Source organism: Sphingobacterium sp. UBA7038 (assembly GCF_002494055.1).
Classification (GTDB): domain Bacteria; phylum Bacteroidota; class Bacteroidia; order Sphingobacteriales; family Sphingobacteriaceae; genus Sphingobacterium; species Sphingobacterium multivorum.
In genome coordinates this window covers 1-13,715 of the sequence record NZ_DLAV01000019.1, presented here as the reverse complement: position 1 = coordinate 13,715, position 13,715 = coordinate 1, and the positions used below count along the sequence as shown (strand labels likewise).

The window sequence follows — 13,715 nt, the reverse complement described above, 5'->3', positions numbered from 1 at the left end:
ATTTTTGTTTGGATTATATTTCACTATTTTAAATATGGTCAGGTCTACCCGATGACCTTGTTTCTAATTTATAATGTGATCATGGCTTATATTTTTGTAACAGTATTCGGGTATAAAATATTTGTCCTTTATGAGCAATATGTCTCGTTATTAGCTTTAATCAGCATAATTTTATGGAGTCTTTATCAGGTTACCCCTATTATATGGGATAATATTTATTCGATTTTTAGTGTCATTGATGGTAGTGATACTTCTCGATCCAATATTTTAATCTTTGGAGTAGCTAATTCGTCAGATATTCTTGGGACAAGAAATTTAGGTTTTGCTCAAGAACCGGGCTTTTTCGGTGTTTTCTTAATTATTGCCATTTACTTTAATTTAGTTTTGAATCGATTTTCTTTGAGCGGTAATAACAATTTTTATGTTCTCGTCCTCGCTCTCGTGACTACACAGAGTACTACAGGCTACTTATCTTTACTACCTATCATATTTTTGTATTTTTTTCAAAAGTCTGTATTCACCAAAACTTTCATTATATTTTTAATGCTATGTGCTGTTCCTCTTATAATTTCTTTACCATTTATAGGTGAAAAAATTTCAACCTATATGTATTCCGAAGATTCTATTGAGACGGCGACTATGAGCTCAGATTATCAGAGTACAATTAATTCAGTTTACGTTCCCCAGCGTATAGATGGATTTGTCTTTGAATGGTTCAATTTCATGAATGATCCAGTCCTGGGGTACGGAACCGAATTTAGTAGAAACAGTTTTGTAGGTAATTTTATTGGTGATGCTATAGTGGTATCAAATGGTAATGTAAAAATTTTCTCAAAATTTGGATTCATAATAGGTATACTCTTCTTTTTAGGGGTGTATAAGACTGGAAAGTTACTTCATCCATTTTATCCTGTTCTCGGTGGAATTTGTTTTTTGTTCACATTTCTAGTGATAGGTTTTTCCTATGATATTATACATATCCCATTATTACTCAGTATTTGGATTTTTTCTTTTTTAAAACCCCAAAAAGTAGTTTCCAAAAGAAATTATATTAAATGCGTTACCGATATTTTAACTAAACCTTCTGCGAAAAAAATGACTTATGAAATTGGAAAATAAAACCATTGGAAACTTTGAGGACGATATATTTATTCATGATCGATATGTAATCAAACCTTTACGATTATTGATCTTATTGATGATGTATTTATTGGATTTTTGGTATTTATTTCTTTTAATTATTGCACGGATAAAGAAGAAAAAACAAGATAAGAAGTATTACTTCTCGATTTGCGCAATTTTTAAAAATGAGGAGCTCTCCTTAAAAGAATGGATAGAACACCATAAAATAATAGGGGTTGACCATATTTATCTGTATAACAATTTTTCCTCCGATAGTTATTTAGAGATCTTGGAACCTTATGTATACTCGAACTATGTCACATTAATAGACTGGCCTGTAGAGCGACCTGCACAGTCAAAGGCCTATAATGATTTTTGTAAGAATTATTGGCATGAGACGAAATGGGTTGCTTTTATAGATCTAGATGAATTTTTTTGCCCTAAAAAAGTTGAAGATATAAAGGCTTGGTTTAAGTCCTATGAAAATTACCCTTCTATGGTGGTTTATTGGAGACAGTTTGGTTCTTCAGGAATTGTGCAGCATGATCGTGAGAAGTTAATAACAGAACAATATTTTTTGGCATGGGAAAAGTATTATGATATCGGTAAACCGATTTTTAATACAGATTTCGCGTTATATGGCATTACGGATAAATATATCCACATGATATTTGCTAAGGTGGGTATATTTAATATCAGTTTCAAAATCCCCCCGGTCAACGAATTTAAAATATTTATAAATTATCGCTGTAATAGGGTCGGTTTTTTAAATAAGAAGAGGGATTTTACTATGCAGATCAATCATTACGTTACGAAATCATTTAGCGAGTTTTTTGAAAATAAGGTTAAAAGGGGGACCGCTACGAGCGTTAATGAAGCTGCAGCACATATTAGGTCAAGATATGCCTACGATTTTGTTCAATCGTATGCTACAGTGCCTGATTATTCAATATATCGATTCTTAATTAAATTGAAATTAGCCATGGTGAAAGAAGGGAAAAAGGAAAAAAATGATTAAAATATCTATAATAATTGCCACTTACAATGCAGGGAAATTTCTGCAGCGATCTTTAGATAGCATAGTTCCTCAGCTTAATGATTTTGTTGAGTTATTGATTATAGACGGAGGCTCTAAAGATGATACATTGAGTATTATTGAACATAATAGGAAATCAATTTTTTACACAGTTTCAGGGCAGGATAAAGGTATTTACGATGCCTGGAACAAGGGGATTAGCCAGAGTCGTGGGGACTGGATTATGTTTATCGGTGCAGATGATATTTTATTGCCTAACGCCATTAAAAACTATTTAGATGCGATTGGAAATAATCCGACTATTGATTCTATAGATTATATCTGTGCACAAAATGAGTATATCGACAATATTGGAAATATACTTAAAGTTATGGGTAAAGATCCCAACTGGTCACTCATGAGAAGAACAATGGGGGCAGCACACGTTGCTTCATTGCATTCGAAAAGGAACTTATTTGATACAGTGGGGCTATATGACTTTCAAAATTTTAGAATTTGTTCTGATTATGAGTTGTTGCTGAGAAAAGGAGCAAATTTAAAGGCCTTGTTCATTCCAAAGCATATTGCGCGTATGCAAGTTGGTGGCATGAGCTTTACAGACAAAGCAATAATTGAAACCTATAAAATAAGGGCCAAACATAGAACAGTTCCTATTTTCTTCAATCAAATGTTATTTTTAAGAGACTGGATAGCTTTTAAGCTTTTTATCTTCAGAAAGAAGATTTTCGGTGCAAAGTTTTAATACGTGAAATGATGAAAAATTCGACCTATCTGTCCATATGTATACCTGCTTTTGGTCGCTTGGAATATATTATTAATACGTTAGCTAGTATATACAAAGACGCCGAAGATCAAACTATTCCTTTGGCGGATTTTGAGGTGATTGTTTCTGATAACGATCCCGATAAAGAGTTAGAAAAGCTTAAAGAGTTATTCCCTTATCAAAATTTTAAGTATTTCAATACAGATTGTGAAGGTTTTATGAACTCTTTTTATGCGTTGACTTATGCCGAAGGTAGTTTTTTGAAGTTACATAATAGCCAAGAGATCTTTAAGAAAGGATCTTTAAGAGTTTTGTTATCACTTGTAAAAGAGTATATGAAGGACAAAAATGTACTTTTTTTTTCTGGTGGACTACTAAAAAAAGGAAAGACATTTACTGCTGGATCTTTCGATGAGTTTATACAAAAAACGTCATACTTATCATCCTGGAGCAATGCCTTTGGTATTTGGAAAGAAGACTTTGATGCGGTCAAGGAAAGGATTGATTTAAATAAATTGTTTCCCCATACATCATTGCTTTTTACTCAGAATAATAAGAGAAAATATATAGTCAACGATAGCTCGCTATTTTCTACCCAATTTGTCTCAAAGAGAGGAGGACATAATAAATTTCAAGCTTTTACGATAGAATTTCCTTCAATTCTGGATATGGCGGTTATTGACGGGGATATAACTGCTCTTACAAAGCGCAATGTGATTCGTCAATTAATGAATGAATTTTTACCTTCTTTGTTTTTTAATGTAAAAATAGCTAAACGAGAAACTTACGATGATGAGGGGTTTAAAGAGAATCTCAAGCGACATTTCCCAAAGGGAGCTTATTATAAGATTGTGTTGCTTAGCTTATTCGCGCCGGCAAATATCATTTGGCGAAAAATCAGAATTAAATTTTTAAAATAAATTTTTAGCATGAAAATAGCAATCTTAGGAACAAGGGGTATACCTAATAACTATGGCGGATTTGAGCAATTTGCTGAGTATATTTCTGTTGGGCTTGCTGCTCGAGGGCATGACGTCACGGTCTATTCGCCATCTTTTCACCCTTATAAAGAATCAACCTATAAAGGTGTTAAAATAAAGCATATATATAGTCCGGAAGAATGGATGGGCGGATCAGTAGGGAGTATTTTTTATGATTTTTGGTGTTTGAGAGATGCTCTTAAAAGACAAAATTTTGATATTCTTTATGAGGCGGGTTACACGAGTGTTATTCCTGCATATATTTGGTTTGACATCAAAAATTTGAAGCGCTCAATAGTTGTTACTAATATGGACGGTCTGGAATATAAACGGACGAAGTTCAATCGTTGGGTGCAAAAGTATCTTTTTTGGGAAGAAAAAATGGCGGTAAAACATAGTCATTTCCTTATTTCAGACAATTTAGGAATTCAGGATTACTATAAGGAACGCTATGGAAAAGATAGCAAGTTTCTTGCTTATGGAGCGGATATTATTACAGCGTACAATGTAGATATTCTTAACGAATTTAATCTTCGGCGGGATGAGTACTACTTAGTTATCGCGCGATTGGAACCCGAGAATAATATTGAAATGGTTATTCAGGGCTATTTGGCTCTACAGGGCAGTACTAAGCCGCTCATTATAGTTGGAAAGACAAATACACCACATGCGAAAGAATTGTTGAAAAAGTATGGTATGCACGAGAGTATCAGGTTTCAAGGTGGCATTTATGATTTCCATAAACTAAATTCTATACGTTGCTTTTCTTCTTTATACTTTCATGGGCACAGTGTCGGGGGAACTAATCCATCTCTGCTTGAAGCAATGGCTTCAAAAGCGTTTATTGCTGCTAATAATAATGTTTTTAATAGATCTGTACTTGGTGAAAATGCACTTTATTTTGATGAAGCGAAAGATGTCACCAGCATCCTACTGCACTATCATCAAGATGAGGAACAAAAGAGGAGATTTATTGATAACAATTTAAGTGTGATAGCGGAAGATTACGCTTGGGATAACTTGATAGATGCTCATGAGGAATATTTCAGACAACTATTATTAGCTAAATAAAAAAATATGAGCCTTACATTGAAATATAGGTTATTAGTGGTTCTATTTTTTCTACTGAGCCAAGTAAGTGGGCAGGCACAATATGGAGCCTATTATTTTGATGGTTGGAGCAGAAATAGTGATCATATTACTCCCTTGCTAAAATCTGAATTTTCAGAAAGAGAACCGATTTGGGGATGGGAGACAAGCTCGCAAGGGATAGTTGATAGACAGATAGCCTGTGCTGCCAATGCAGGTCTTCGCTTTTTTAGTTTTTGCTGGTATGCCGGAAATCCCTTATACCTGCAAAGCAAGGACAACGCATTAGCATATTACCTCTCTTCTCCTGAAAAAAGTAAGCTTGCGTTTTGTCTGCTGATTGCAAATCATGAAGGCCATCTCATCACACCAGAAAATTGGGAAAAATGTACAGCGGTATGGCTCAAGTTGTTTCAGGATCCTTCTTATCTTAAGGCCGACGGAAAACCGCTGTTAATTTTTTTTAGTGTTGGATCGATTTTAAGGACGTTTGGCTCAGTGCAGAGTGTAAAGGCACATTTTGATAAAATGCGTATGGAAGCGAGGTCTATGGGATTGGAAGGGGTTACTATTGCGCTGTGTGCCTCTCCTGATAAAAGGGCTATAGATTTGGCTGAACGTGTTGGCTTTGATGTTATTACTCAATATAATAACCATTTCATCTCTTTGGATGAAGGAAGTGAGCAAAAGGTAAATATCAATAAGCTTGTGGAAGCTGAACCTAAATTCTGGACAGCCATAAAAAATCAAACAAAATTGCCGGTAATTCCGACAATTACGTTGAATTGGGATCCTCGACCTTGGGCAAATAGTTTTAATAAGTATGATTCTAAGCCCTATTATGAGGGTTTTAATAGTCGTTCAGTGTATCGTTCGGTCTTGAATTGTAATAGATGGTTAATTAATAACAAGAACAACACGCTGAAAGAAAATATTGCGCTTATCTATGCCTGGAATGAAAATGGAGAAGGGGCATACTTGACACCTACTAAAAAAGAGGGAGATAAGAAGCTCAAAGCATTAAAAAGGGCCATAGCCCGAATGAAATAGAAAATTTTGTCAATAATATTGTATGAAAAATATAATTTCTTTTACCTTGTCAATATGGCTTATATGCATAGCGATTTGTACGAATAGCCAAGCTCGTGCGCAGACAGATACAGTGCAAAGTTATGTTCAGGCTACGCTAATAGCTGGTTATACAAATAACGATGCTGTTCCGTTTTGGATGCGTTCCAATCAATTTGGTTCTGTACCACTGAGTGGAAGCTCTGGAGCAATGTTATTTCGCGCTGCACGCAATTATGCGAGGCATGGGGAATGGACAGATATTAAAACAAGAGCGAAATCCTGGGATTGGGGCTATGGTTTTGAGACACGTGCAAACGTAGGCTATAAGGCGCAGTTACAACTTATAGATGCACATGCGAAGATTCGGTTCAAAATGTTTGAAGCGAAGTTGGGGCGTACTAAAGATGTGATGGGACTAAATGGGGACACACTTTTAAGTTCCGGTAATTTTTCTGTTTCGGGCAATGCACTCGGAGTGCCAGTTCTAGATCTTCGACTGTCGGAGTATTATCGATTGCCTTGGTTTGGAGGACTATTTTCATTTAAAGGGAATTTTTCCAATGGATATATGGGTAAAATGTTAATTGATAAAGGTCAATTTAGAGCTAAACCAAGGGAAGATACTAATTTGCCGACTCTTCTCCATCAAAAATCACTTTATGGCCGCTTGGGTAAAAAGAATTGGCGTGTTAATTTCTATGGAGGGATAAATCACCAAGTGCAATGGGGAGCAGAAAAAAAAGTTTATGACAGTCGTTATACATTGAATGATTTTGAGACGCTGTTTTATGTTGTCCTCGGAAAATCTTACCGCGCCTCTGGTGTTCCAAATTCTAAATTAGGAAATCAACAGGGATCTGTCGATGTGGGCTTATCTTATGACTGGGATCACATTCGGTTAATGGCCTATCGACAAAACTTTTACGATGTAGGGGCCATTTCAAAATTAGCAAATATTGCGGATGGCCTCAATGGAATTACATTCACAAATAAACGATTTCGTCCCGAAAACCAACGTGTGATAGACTGGCAGACACTCTTAGTTGAATTTTTCTATTCCAAAAATCAAGCAGGCTACCCTTGGTCTAAAAGAACAAAATCTGGGGATGAAGATTATTACAACAACTATTATTACCTAGAGGGATGGTCATACAAGCAGGTTGGTCTCGGTTCACCGCTTATCGTAACGGCAAAAAGTGTTCGCGAAGGACAAGCCAATGACCCGGTAGATTTTTTTATCAGTAACCGTGTCTTCGCGGGGCATTTAGGAGCAAGAGGTAAGGTATACAAATGGAATCTTTTTACTAAGCTGACTTATGCCAAGCATTATGGAACATTTTCAACCAGTGTTTATGGAAAGTCTACTGGTAATATATGGTCTCCTCCTTACAAGGAACAGTTCGTACCTGTTTCTCAGTTTTCAGCTATTCTATCCGGGGATCGAGAGTTGCATAATAAAATTTATATTGGATTTAATGTAGCTGTTGACAAAGGTAAATTGTTGAACAATAGTTTCGGAGCGCAATTGTCTTTGAAAAAAGTTTGGAATTAATATTTGGCATAGATGCTATCAATCTTTTAAACTGTCATTTCATTTTATCTGTGTGTCTTCAGGAATTATGCGCAAAACCTCTTTTTTCACACACTTTACCAATTTGTCCCCCTTTTGTCCCCTTATAAAACTATGGTTATAGGATAATTTGATATAATTTGGTTCTTTCTTAGTATGTTAATAGTTTCATCATATTTAAATAATGCACAGTCTTTATCAGCAGGATATTTTAAAATGTACCTTTGTCTCAATTGATAGAATTCAAAATAAATGCTCATAATGCTTTGGTTTTTGTGATAAAACATTCTAATTTTTGAAAAATAAAAAAAATAATGAATCATCAACAAACAATTTTACTACATTTGCTATTATATTACTTGTGAAAACCTAATCGATATCAAGAAATAGATAAATTTTAGATAAAGCCGATTGTCTTAATTTGAAAATGCCGTAAAATAGTGAATATTAACTGCTAAGATCCGTAAATTTTATATAAGTATTATTATTTGTAGCGATATGCATAGATATGTACAGAATAGAGTATTCTTTTGTTTAAGAATTACTCTTTTTATAACCGACTGGTTAGCTGTTAATCTTATTTTTTTATTAAGTAAAGCTTTTTTTCTTAGTTCATACGAGGATAAGCTTTTGGTAGGATATAACAGTATAAATTGGAATGGGATATGGATGGTATATAATTTATCATGGCTTACAGCTGTTGCAATTGTTAAACTATATGGTCACGAAGTTTGTGAGCGTTTAGAGCGAATTTATCGGGCAACTTGGAGAGGCGCTTTCCTTCAGCTCGTCTTTTTTTGTTCCTATCTTCTTTTAGAAAACCGTTTGGGCATACGCGGTGGATCTTTTTTCTTAGTTAGTACATTATTTCTTTTTTGCATTTCATACACCATTTCACGAATGGTATTAACATATGGCTATGCAAAACTTCCGGGTAAGCTGAAAGGTGTGAAACGGGTAGCTCTGATTGGTCACAATAATTATTTGCAACCGGTTATCGATATTTTTAGCGAAAGCCAGGCTTTCTACACGATTGATACGTTTGAGTACGATGGCGATGAATCAAAAATGAGCCGTGAAGATAATATAAAGCGTTTTAAAAATTACTTCGAGCAGGTGTCGAGTATAGGTATTCATGATGTTTTTATTATCGCTTCTCCAGCCGTTCATGAGTTTACAGAAGAATTGGTGATTGCGGCGGATCAAAAATGCGTACAGGTTAATTTTGTGTCTCCCCTCACAGCATCTGTTGCCTATTTGGAACGAAAAGACGGTGAACATCTGCGCATGGAACTCCCCATTATAAAATCTCATGGCGAGCCAGGTTATACCATAGAAAACCGCCTTAAAAGACGTGTATTTGATCTATTGTTAAGTGGTTTTGTATTGCTGTTTATTCTTAGTTGGCTTATTCCAATCATAGGTATTATTATAAAAATCCAAAGCCCGGGGCCAATCTTCTTCAAACAGCTTCGTTCCGGCCGCAACAACAAGCCGTTTTACTGTTATAAATTTCGAAGCATGGTGGTCAACAAAGATTCGGATGCTAAGCAAGCAACAAAAAATGATAAACGAATTACTGCAATTGGTAAATTTTTAAGAAAAACCAACTTAGATGAATTTCCACAGTTTATCAACGTATTTTTAGGAAACATGAGTGTCGTAGGACCACGTCCGCATATGCTATCGCATACCGAACATTATAGTAAACTTATTCAGCATTATATGGTTCGTCATTTTGTGAAACCCGGTATTACGGGATGGGCTCAGGTGAATGGATATCGAGGTGAGACCATCGACCCTAACCTGATGGCGAAGCGTGTGCAGCATGATATTGAGTACATGCGCAATTGGACGGTTATGCTCGATGTGAAAATAGTGTTTTTAACGGTGTTCAATATGCTGCGCGGAGAGAAAAATGCTTATTAATGTGATTTATCTAGATTTTGATGTTTATTTTTTTACTAAATTGCTATTGTTAACTTATTATATAAATTTTTATGAAATTTAAATTACTTTTCCTACTCGCGTGTCTGTCCTTTGTTGGACAATGGGCTCATGCACTGGAACATCAGTTTGCAGGAGATTATAATGAACAGGATTCGACGAGCAATGGTGATTCTGTAGATCCTGACTTTAATGGTTTTCCACTTGCTTTTGGCGTTAATATGGGAACAACGGGTTTTGGTTTGCATTTTTCTATGCCCATTAGCTCACAGTTTGGATGGCGTGCTTCCTGGGATTACATGCCTTTTTCGACATCTATAAAGGGTACCTATAGCAATAGGGCAACCAATACAGATGTAAAAGCGAAAGCAAACAGCTTGTCGCTTCTATTGGGTTATACTCCTTTTGTTAAATCGACAGGCTTTTTTAAATCATTTGGCATTAACATAGGTGCTGCCTATTTTCTGAAATTGAAGGGTGATATGGTCACACGTCTACGAGATCCATATAAATTTGGCGATATCGATGTTAGTCCAGACTTAGTCGGTTTAATTAATACTGACGTCAAATGGAAAGAAAGTTTTGCTCCCTATGCAGGCTTGGCCCTCAATAATATTGTAATTGATAGCAAATTTTCAGCCTTTGTGGATTTGGGCTGTTATTATCTATCAAAACCTACAGTCCAGATGTCGGGTACAGGCCTATTGGAAGAGAATTCGGCCAATGCGGCAACAGTACAGGAGAATATTAAAAATTATCGCTATCTACCCCGTGTAACAGCTGGTTTTGCATATCGATGGAAAAATTAATAAGCCAATACATAAAAAGACGAATACGATGAAATTGAAATTTTATAAACCATATATATTCGCCCTTGCTTTATTGGCCTTGGGTGGTTCGTGTCAAAGTCCGTTGAAGGACTTTAATTTAGTTGTAAGCTCAAATGTGATCAAGGATCGCGCAACGATAAAGGTGCTGGATGCAGCGGGGGCTTCAATCCCGAATGTTTCTATTAAACTTCTTGCGGGCGATACGGAGGATGTGTATAATGAACAGGGGTACAAGTCATTTCCTTTGGTAGGTGATCTCGTTGTATTTGGTCTCGATCCAAAACGGACACCTACGACAACGGTTCCTGTTGAATTTACGATTGAGATCTCTGCTGCTGGATATTACAAGCAGATTGTACCATTGAGTATCACGGGAGAACAAATGGGTATCCATGAGATTCGCCTGGTGAAGGAACTGAGCAATGTCGAAGGCGTTGTTGTGGCTACGCAGACCGCTGCACTTGTTGGTGGGGTAACCAATAAAGAAATAGCGGTTAATCTAGATGGTGGTGATAGTTATATTGACATGAAGCTGAACATACCGGCTGGAACATCATTTCAGGATGCCAATGGAAAAATCATCAGCGGAGGCTTGGTTAATATTGCTGTACAAGCTTTGGATACGGATCAGCCTGGTAGCCTAGCTCTTTTTCCTGGCCAGAGTTTGACTGCAAATGCAATTGTTATGCCTGACGGTTCCCAAAGATCTGGTGTGTTTAATCCGGCAGCATCTGCAGTAATCAACATGTCTATCAATGGGGTTAAGGTCCGAAAGTTTAGCAATCCAATCCAAATATCTTTCGGATTGAATCCTGATTTTAGATATTCTGGTACCAACCAGGGCTTAGCTTCTGGGCAGCAAATGCCGGTATATAGTTTTACTGATGAAGATGGTTTCTGGGCGTATCAATCTACACCAACTGTCCAGCTGGTAGATGGGCAATTTAGGCTTGTCTTCGGTACAGATCACTTGTCTACCTTCGTAGCCACTCAAGATCCTGCAGCTACCTGTATTAGCAGTGTAATCGAATTTCAAGCAGATTGGATCAATCAAGGCTTGACGTATCCGATTGTAGTAGAAGCTTGGGCAAACGGTATTTTGTTAACGACTAGAACATTCTCTATTGATCAGGATACAAAAACTGTGGCGTTAGGCTATTTGCCATCTCAGGGACTTACCTACCGTATTAAAAACTCTGCTGGTACAATCTTGAAGGAAGTATCTGCCGCGGCCTGTGGTACGAGTACCTTGGTTCAGCTGGGTAATCCTACGCCGCCTCTGGATAAAGTTACCTTGCAATTGTATGTACGTTGTCCGGGGAAAGGCATTATTACCGTACTTCCATCTTTCCAATTGTATTACCGGCTAACGGGCAGTAACACGTGGTTATATTTGGGACAAGTAGATAAAGGCTTGATCAGTACGGCTATGCTTAAGTCAGATGGTACAAAATACGACTTTAGAGCCATCTATAACGGTAAGACGAAAGTCGTGAATGGTAAGACCGTACAGAAAGATAATAGTGGTACTATAGGTATCAATCCGGGCGATATCATTGGCGAGAAGGCTGGGGCAACTAACTTGGCTATTTTGGTTGAAGAATGTAATAAATTGTAGTGAACCTAATCATGTAATTTAAAGGGCGAATATCTTGGCGTTAAAGAAGTCAGGATATTCGCCCTTTAAATTTCTAGAAAAGCAAGAGCCAGTTTTTTAATATTATCCCGAGCGTTTGTAAAATACCAAGAAGAGTGTTAAATGAGCTGTAATTATTTTTATTTGTGAAAGCAGCTGTGATATTATAATAAATGAAAAGAATAAAAAAGATTGCATGTATTGGAGCAGGCTATGTTGGGGGGCCAACAATGTCGGTTATTGCTCAGAAAAATCCAGCTATTAAAGTGACAGTCGTTGATATCAACGAAAAGCGCATATCGGCATGGAACGATTCTGATTTAAGCAAAATTCCTGTTTATGAGCCAGGCTTGGATCTTGTTTTGGCTGAATCAAGGGGCAGAAACCTTTTTTTTAGCACAGATGTGGATGCTGCTATAGAGGAGGCAGATATGATCTTCATATCGGTAAATACGCCGACAAAAAATTATGGAAAGGGTAAAGGTGAGGCGGCCGATTTAAAGTATATTGAGTTGTGTGCTCGGCAGATTGCACGAGTAGCGTCATCTGATAAGATTGTTGTAGAAAAATCTACTTTGCCTGTTCGTACAGCGCAAGCATTAAAAAGTATTTTACATAATACAGGTAATGGCGTAAGTTTTCAGGTTCTTTCCAATCCCGAATTTTTGGCTGAAGGAACAGCGATAGCCGACTTACACCATCCTGACCGCGTATTGATAGGAGGAGAAGATCAGGAAGCTATTGATGCACTTGCTCATATATATGAAGCTTGGGTACCTAAAAAACAGATTATAACGACGAACTTATGGTCCTCTGAATTATCTAAACTTGTCGCAAATGCTTTTCTCGCCCAACGCGTATCTAGTATTAATTCGATATCTGAGCTTTGTGAAGTAACAGGAGCTAACATTGATGAAGTGGCTTATGCAGTAGGTCAGGACAATCGTATCGGTTCAAAATTCTTAAAAGCATCTGTTGGTTTCGGTGGATCCTGTTTTAAAAAAGACATTTTGAATTTAGTCTATATTGCGAGATCGTATAATCTTTTTAAAGTTGCAGACTATTGGGAGCAAGTTGTGACCATAAACGATCATCAGCGCCAACGTTTTGCAGAACGGATCATTAAGACAATGTATAATACGGTGAATGGGAAGAAAATTGTGTTTTTGGGTTGGGCCTTCAAAAAGGATACAAATGATACTCGTGAAGCTTCTGCTATCTATGTGGCAGATCACCTACTTGAAGAGCAAGCCAATATTGTTGTTTATGACCCAAAAGTTAAAGAAGATCAGATATATAACGATATTGATGGGCTGAATAGTAGGTCGCCTGAACAAAATAGAGATCTTCTTAAAATATCCAACGATCCTTACTCCGCTATTCAGGATGCATATGCTATAGCAATAATGACTGAATGGGACGAATTTAAAGTGTATGACTGGGAATTGATAAAAACTCTGATGAAGCGTCCAGCTTTTGTCTTTGATGGACGTAGAATATTGGATTCGGAAAAAATGGGTAAGATGGGATTCGAATATTATACTATTGGGGAGTAATTGTTTTTGTATTTAAATTATAAGAAATTATTGTTATCTTTAGAGGTAAATGATCGTCTAATATTTCATTTTAACTTTCGGTAACCTGTTTATTACACTTGCGTCCTAAACGTTT

The 13,715-nt window shown here is 36.6% G+C and carries 11 protein-coding genes; all 11 read left to right on the top strand.

Annotated features, from left to right (window positions below; translation table 11 throughout):
• Window positions 1-81 precede the first annotated feature (81 nt).
• Complete coding sequence (locus B3H30_RS12645) at window positions 82-1,119, top strand: hypothetical protein (protein WP_286710111.1); 1,038 nt, start codon at window positions 82-84, stop codon at window positions 1,117-1,119.
• On the top strand, window positions 1,103-2,140 hold the full coding sequence (locus tag B3H30_RS12640; protein WP_286710110.1) for a glycosyltransferase family 92 protein: 1,038 nt from the start codon (window positions 1,103-1,105) through the stop codon (window positions 2,138-2,140). The genes B3H30_RS12645 and B3H30_RS12640 overlap by 17 nt, the downstream gene beginning before the upstream one ends.
• Window positions 2,133-2,900: a glycosyltransferase family 2 protein gene (locus tag B3H30_RS12635; RefSeq protein ID WP_286710109.1), complete on the top strand. Its 768-nt coding sequence runs from the start codon at window positions 2,133-2,135 to the stop codon at window positions 2,898-2,900. Before B3H30_RS12640 ends, B3H30_RS12635 begins: the two co-directional genes overlap by 8 nt.
• A gap of 8 nt (window positions 2,901-2,908) precedes the next feature.
• Window positions 2,909-3,841, top strand: a complete 933-nt coding sequence (locus tag B3H30_RS12630; protein WP_286775322.1) for a glycosyltransferase family 2 protein — start codon at window positions 2,909-2,911, stop codon at window positions 3,839-3,841.
• A 9-nt stretch (window positions 3,842-3,850) separates the two neighbouring features.
• Window positions 3,851-4,972 carry a DUF1972 domain-containing protein gene (locus B3H30_RS12625; RefSeq protein WP_286710107.1) on the top strand — a complete coding sequence of 374 codons (1,122 nt, stop codon included), beginning with the start codon at window positions 3,851-3,853 and terminating at the stop codon, window positions 4,970-4,972.
• Window positions 4,973-4,978: 6 nt separating this feature from the next.
• On the top strand, window positions 4,979-6,040 hold the full coding sequence (locus B3H30_RS12620; RefSeq protein WP_286710106.1) for a glycoside hydrolase family 99-like domain-containing protein: 1,062 nt from the start codon (window positions 4,979-4,981) through the stop codon (window positions 6,038-6,040).
• A 22-nt stretch (window positions 6,041-6,062) separates the two neighbouring features.
• Window positions 6,063-7,613, top strand: coding sequence for a capsule assembly Wzi family protein (locus B3H30_RS12615; RefSeq protein ID WP_286710105.1), 1,551 nt, complete (start codon window positions 6,063-6,065; stop codon window positions 7,611-7,613).
• A 516-nt stretch (window positions 7,614-8,129) separates the two neighbouring features.
• Complete coding sequence (locus B3H30_RS12610) at window positions 8,130-9,560, top strand: exopolysaccharide biosynthesis polyprenyl glycosylphosphotransferase (protein WP_286710104.1); 1,431 nt, start codon at window positions 8,130-8,132, stop codon at window positions 9,558-9,560.
• Between the two features lie 71 nt (window positions 9,561-9,631).
• The gene (locus B3H30_RS12605) at window positions 9,632-10,387 is read left to right on the top strand and encodes a hypothetical protein (RefSeq protein WP_286710103.1); all 756 of its coding nucleotides are present in this window, start codon (window positions 9,632-9,634) and stop codon (window positions 10,385-10,387) included.
• Window positions 10,388-10,415: 28 nt separating this feature from the next.
• Entirely contained in the window at window positions 10,416-12,026 is a 1,611-nt protein-coding gene (locus B3H30_RS12600; protein ID WP_286710102.1) for a hypothetical protein, read from the top strand.
• A gap of 191 nt (window positions 12,027-12,217) precedes the next feature.
• Window positions 12,218-13,600: a nucleotide sugar dehydrogenase gene (locus tag B3H30_RS12595; protein WP_286710101.1), complete on the top strand. Its 1,383-nt coding sequence runs from the start codon at window positions 12,218-12,220 to the stop codon at window positions 13,598-13,600.
• The last annotated feature ends 115 nt before the right edge of the window (window positions 13,601-13,715 follow it).

Coding starts and splice junctions, on each gene's coding strand:
- B3H30_RS12645 (WP_286710111.1), top strand. CDS start 82: ATGGCTTATATTTTTGTAACAGTATTCGGGTATAAAATATTTGTCCTT.
- B3H30_RS12640 (WP_286710110.1), top strand. CDS start 1,103: ATGAAATTGGAAAATAAAACCATTGGAAACTTTGAGGACGATATATTT.
- B3H30_RS12635 (WP_286710109.1), top strand. CDS start 2,133: ATGATTAAAATATCTATAATAATTGCCACTTACAATGCAGGGAAATTT.
- B3H30_RS12630 (WP_286775322.1), top strand. CDS start 2,909: ATGATGAAAAATTCGACCTATCTGTCCATATGTATACCTGCTTTTGGT.
- B3H30_RS12625 (WP_286710107.1), top strand. CDS start 3,851: ATGAAAATAGCAATCTTAGGAACAAGGGGTATACCTAATAACTATGGC.
- B3H30_RS12620 (WP_286710106.1), top strand. CDS start 4,979: ATGAGCCTTACATTGAAATATAGGTTATTAGTGGTTCTATTTTTTCTA.
- B3H30_RS12615 (WP_286710105.1), top strand. CDS start 6,063: ATGAAAAATATAATTTCTTTTACCTTGTCAATATGGCTTATATGCATA.
- B3H30_RS12610 (WP_286710104.1), top strand. CDS start 8,130: ATGCATAGATATGTACAGAATAGAGTATTCTTTTGTTTAAGAATTACT.
- B3H30_RS12605 (WP_286710103.1), top strand. CDS start 9,632: ATGAAATTTAAATTACTTTTCCTACTCGCGTGTCTGTCCTTTGTTGGA.
- B3H30_RS12600 (WP_286710102.1), top strand. CDS start 10,416: ATGAAATTGAAATTTTATAAACCATATATATTCGCCCTTGCTTTATTG.
- B3H30_RS12595 (WP_286710101.1), top strand. CDS start 12,218: ATGAAAAGAATAAAAAAGATTGCATGTATTGGAGCAGGCTATGTTGGG.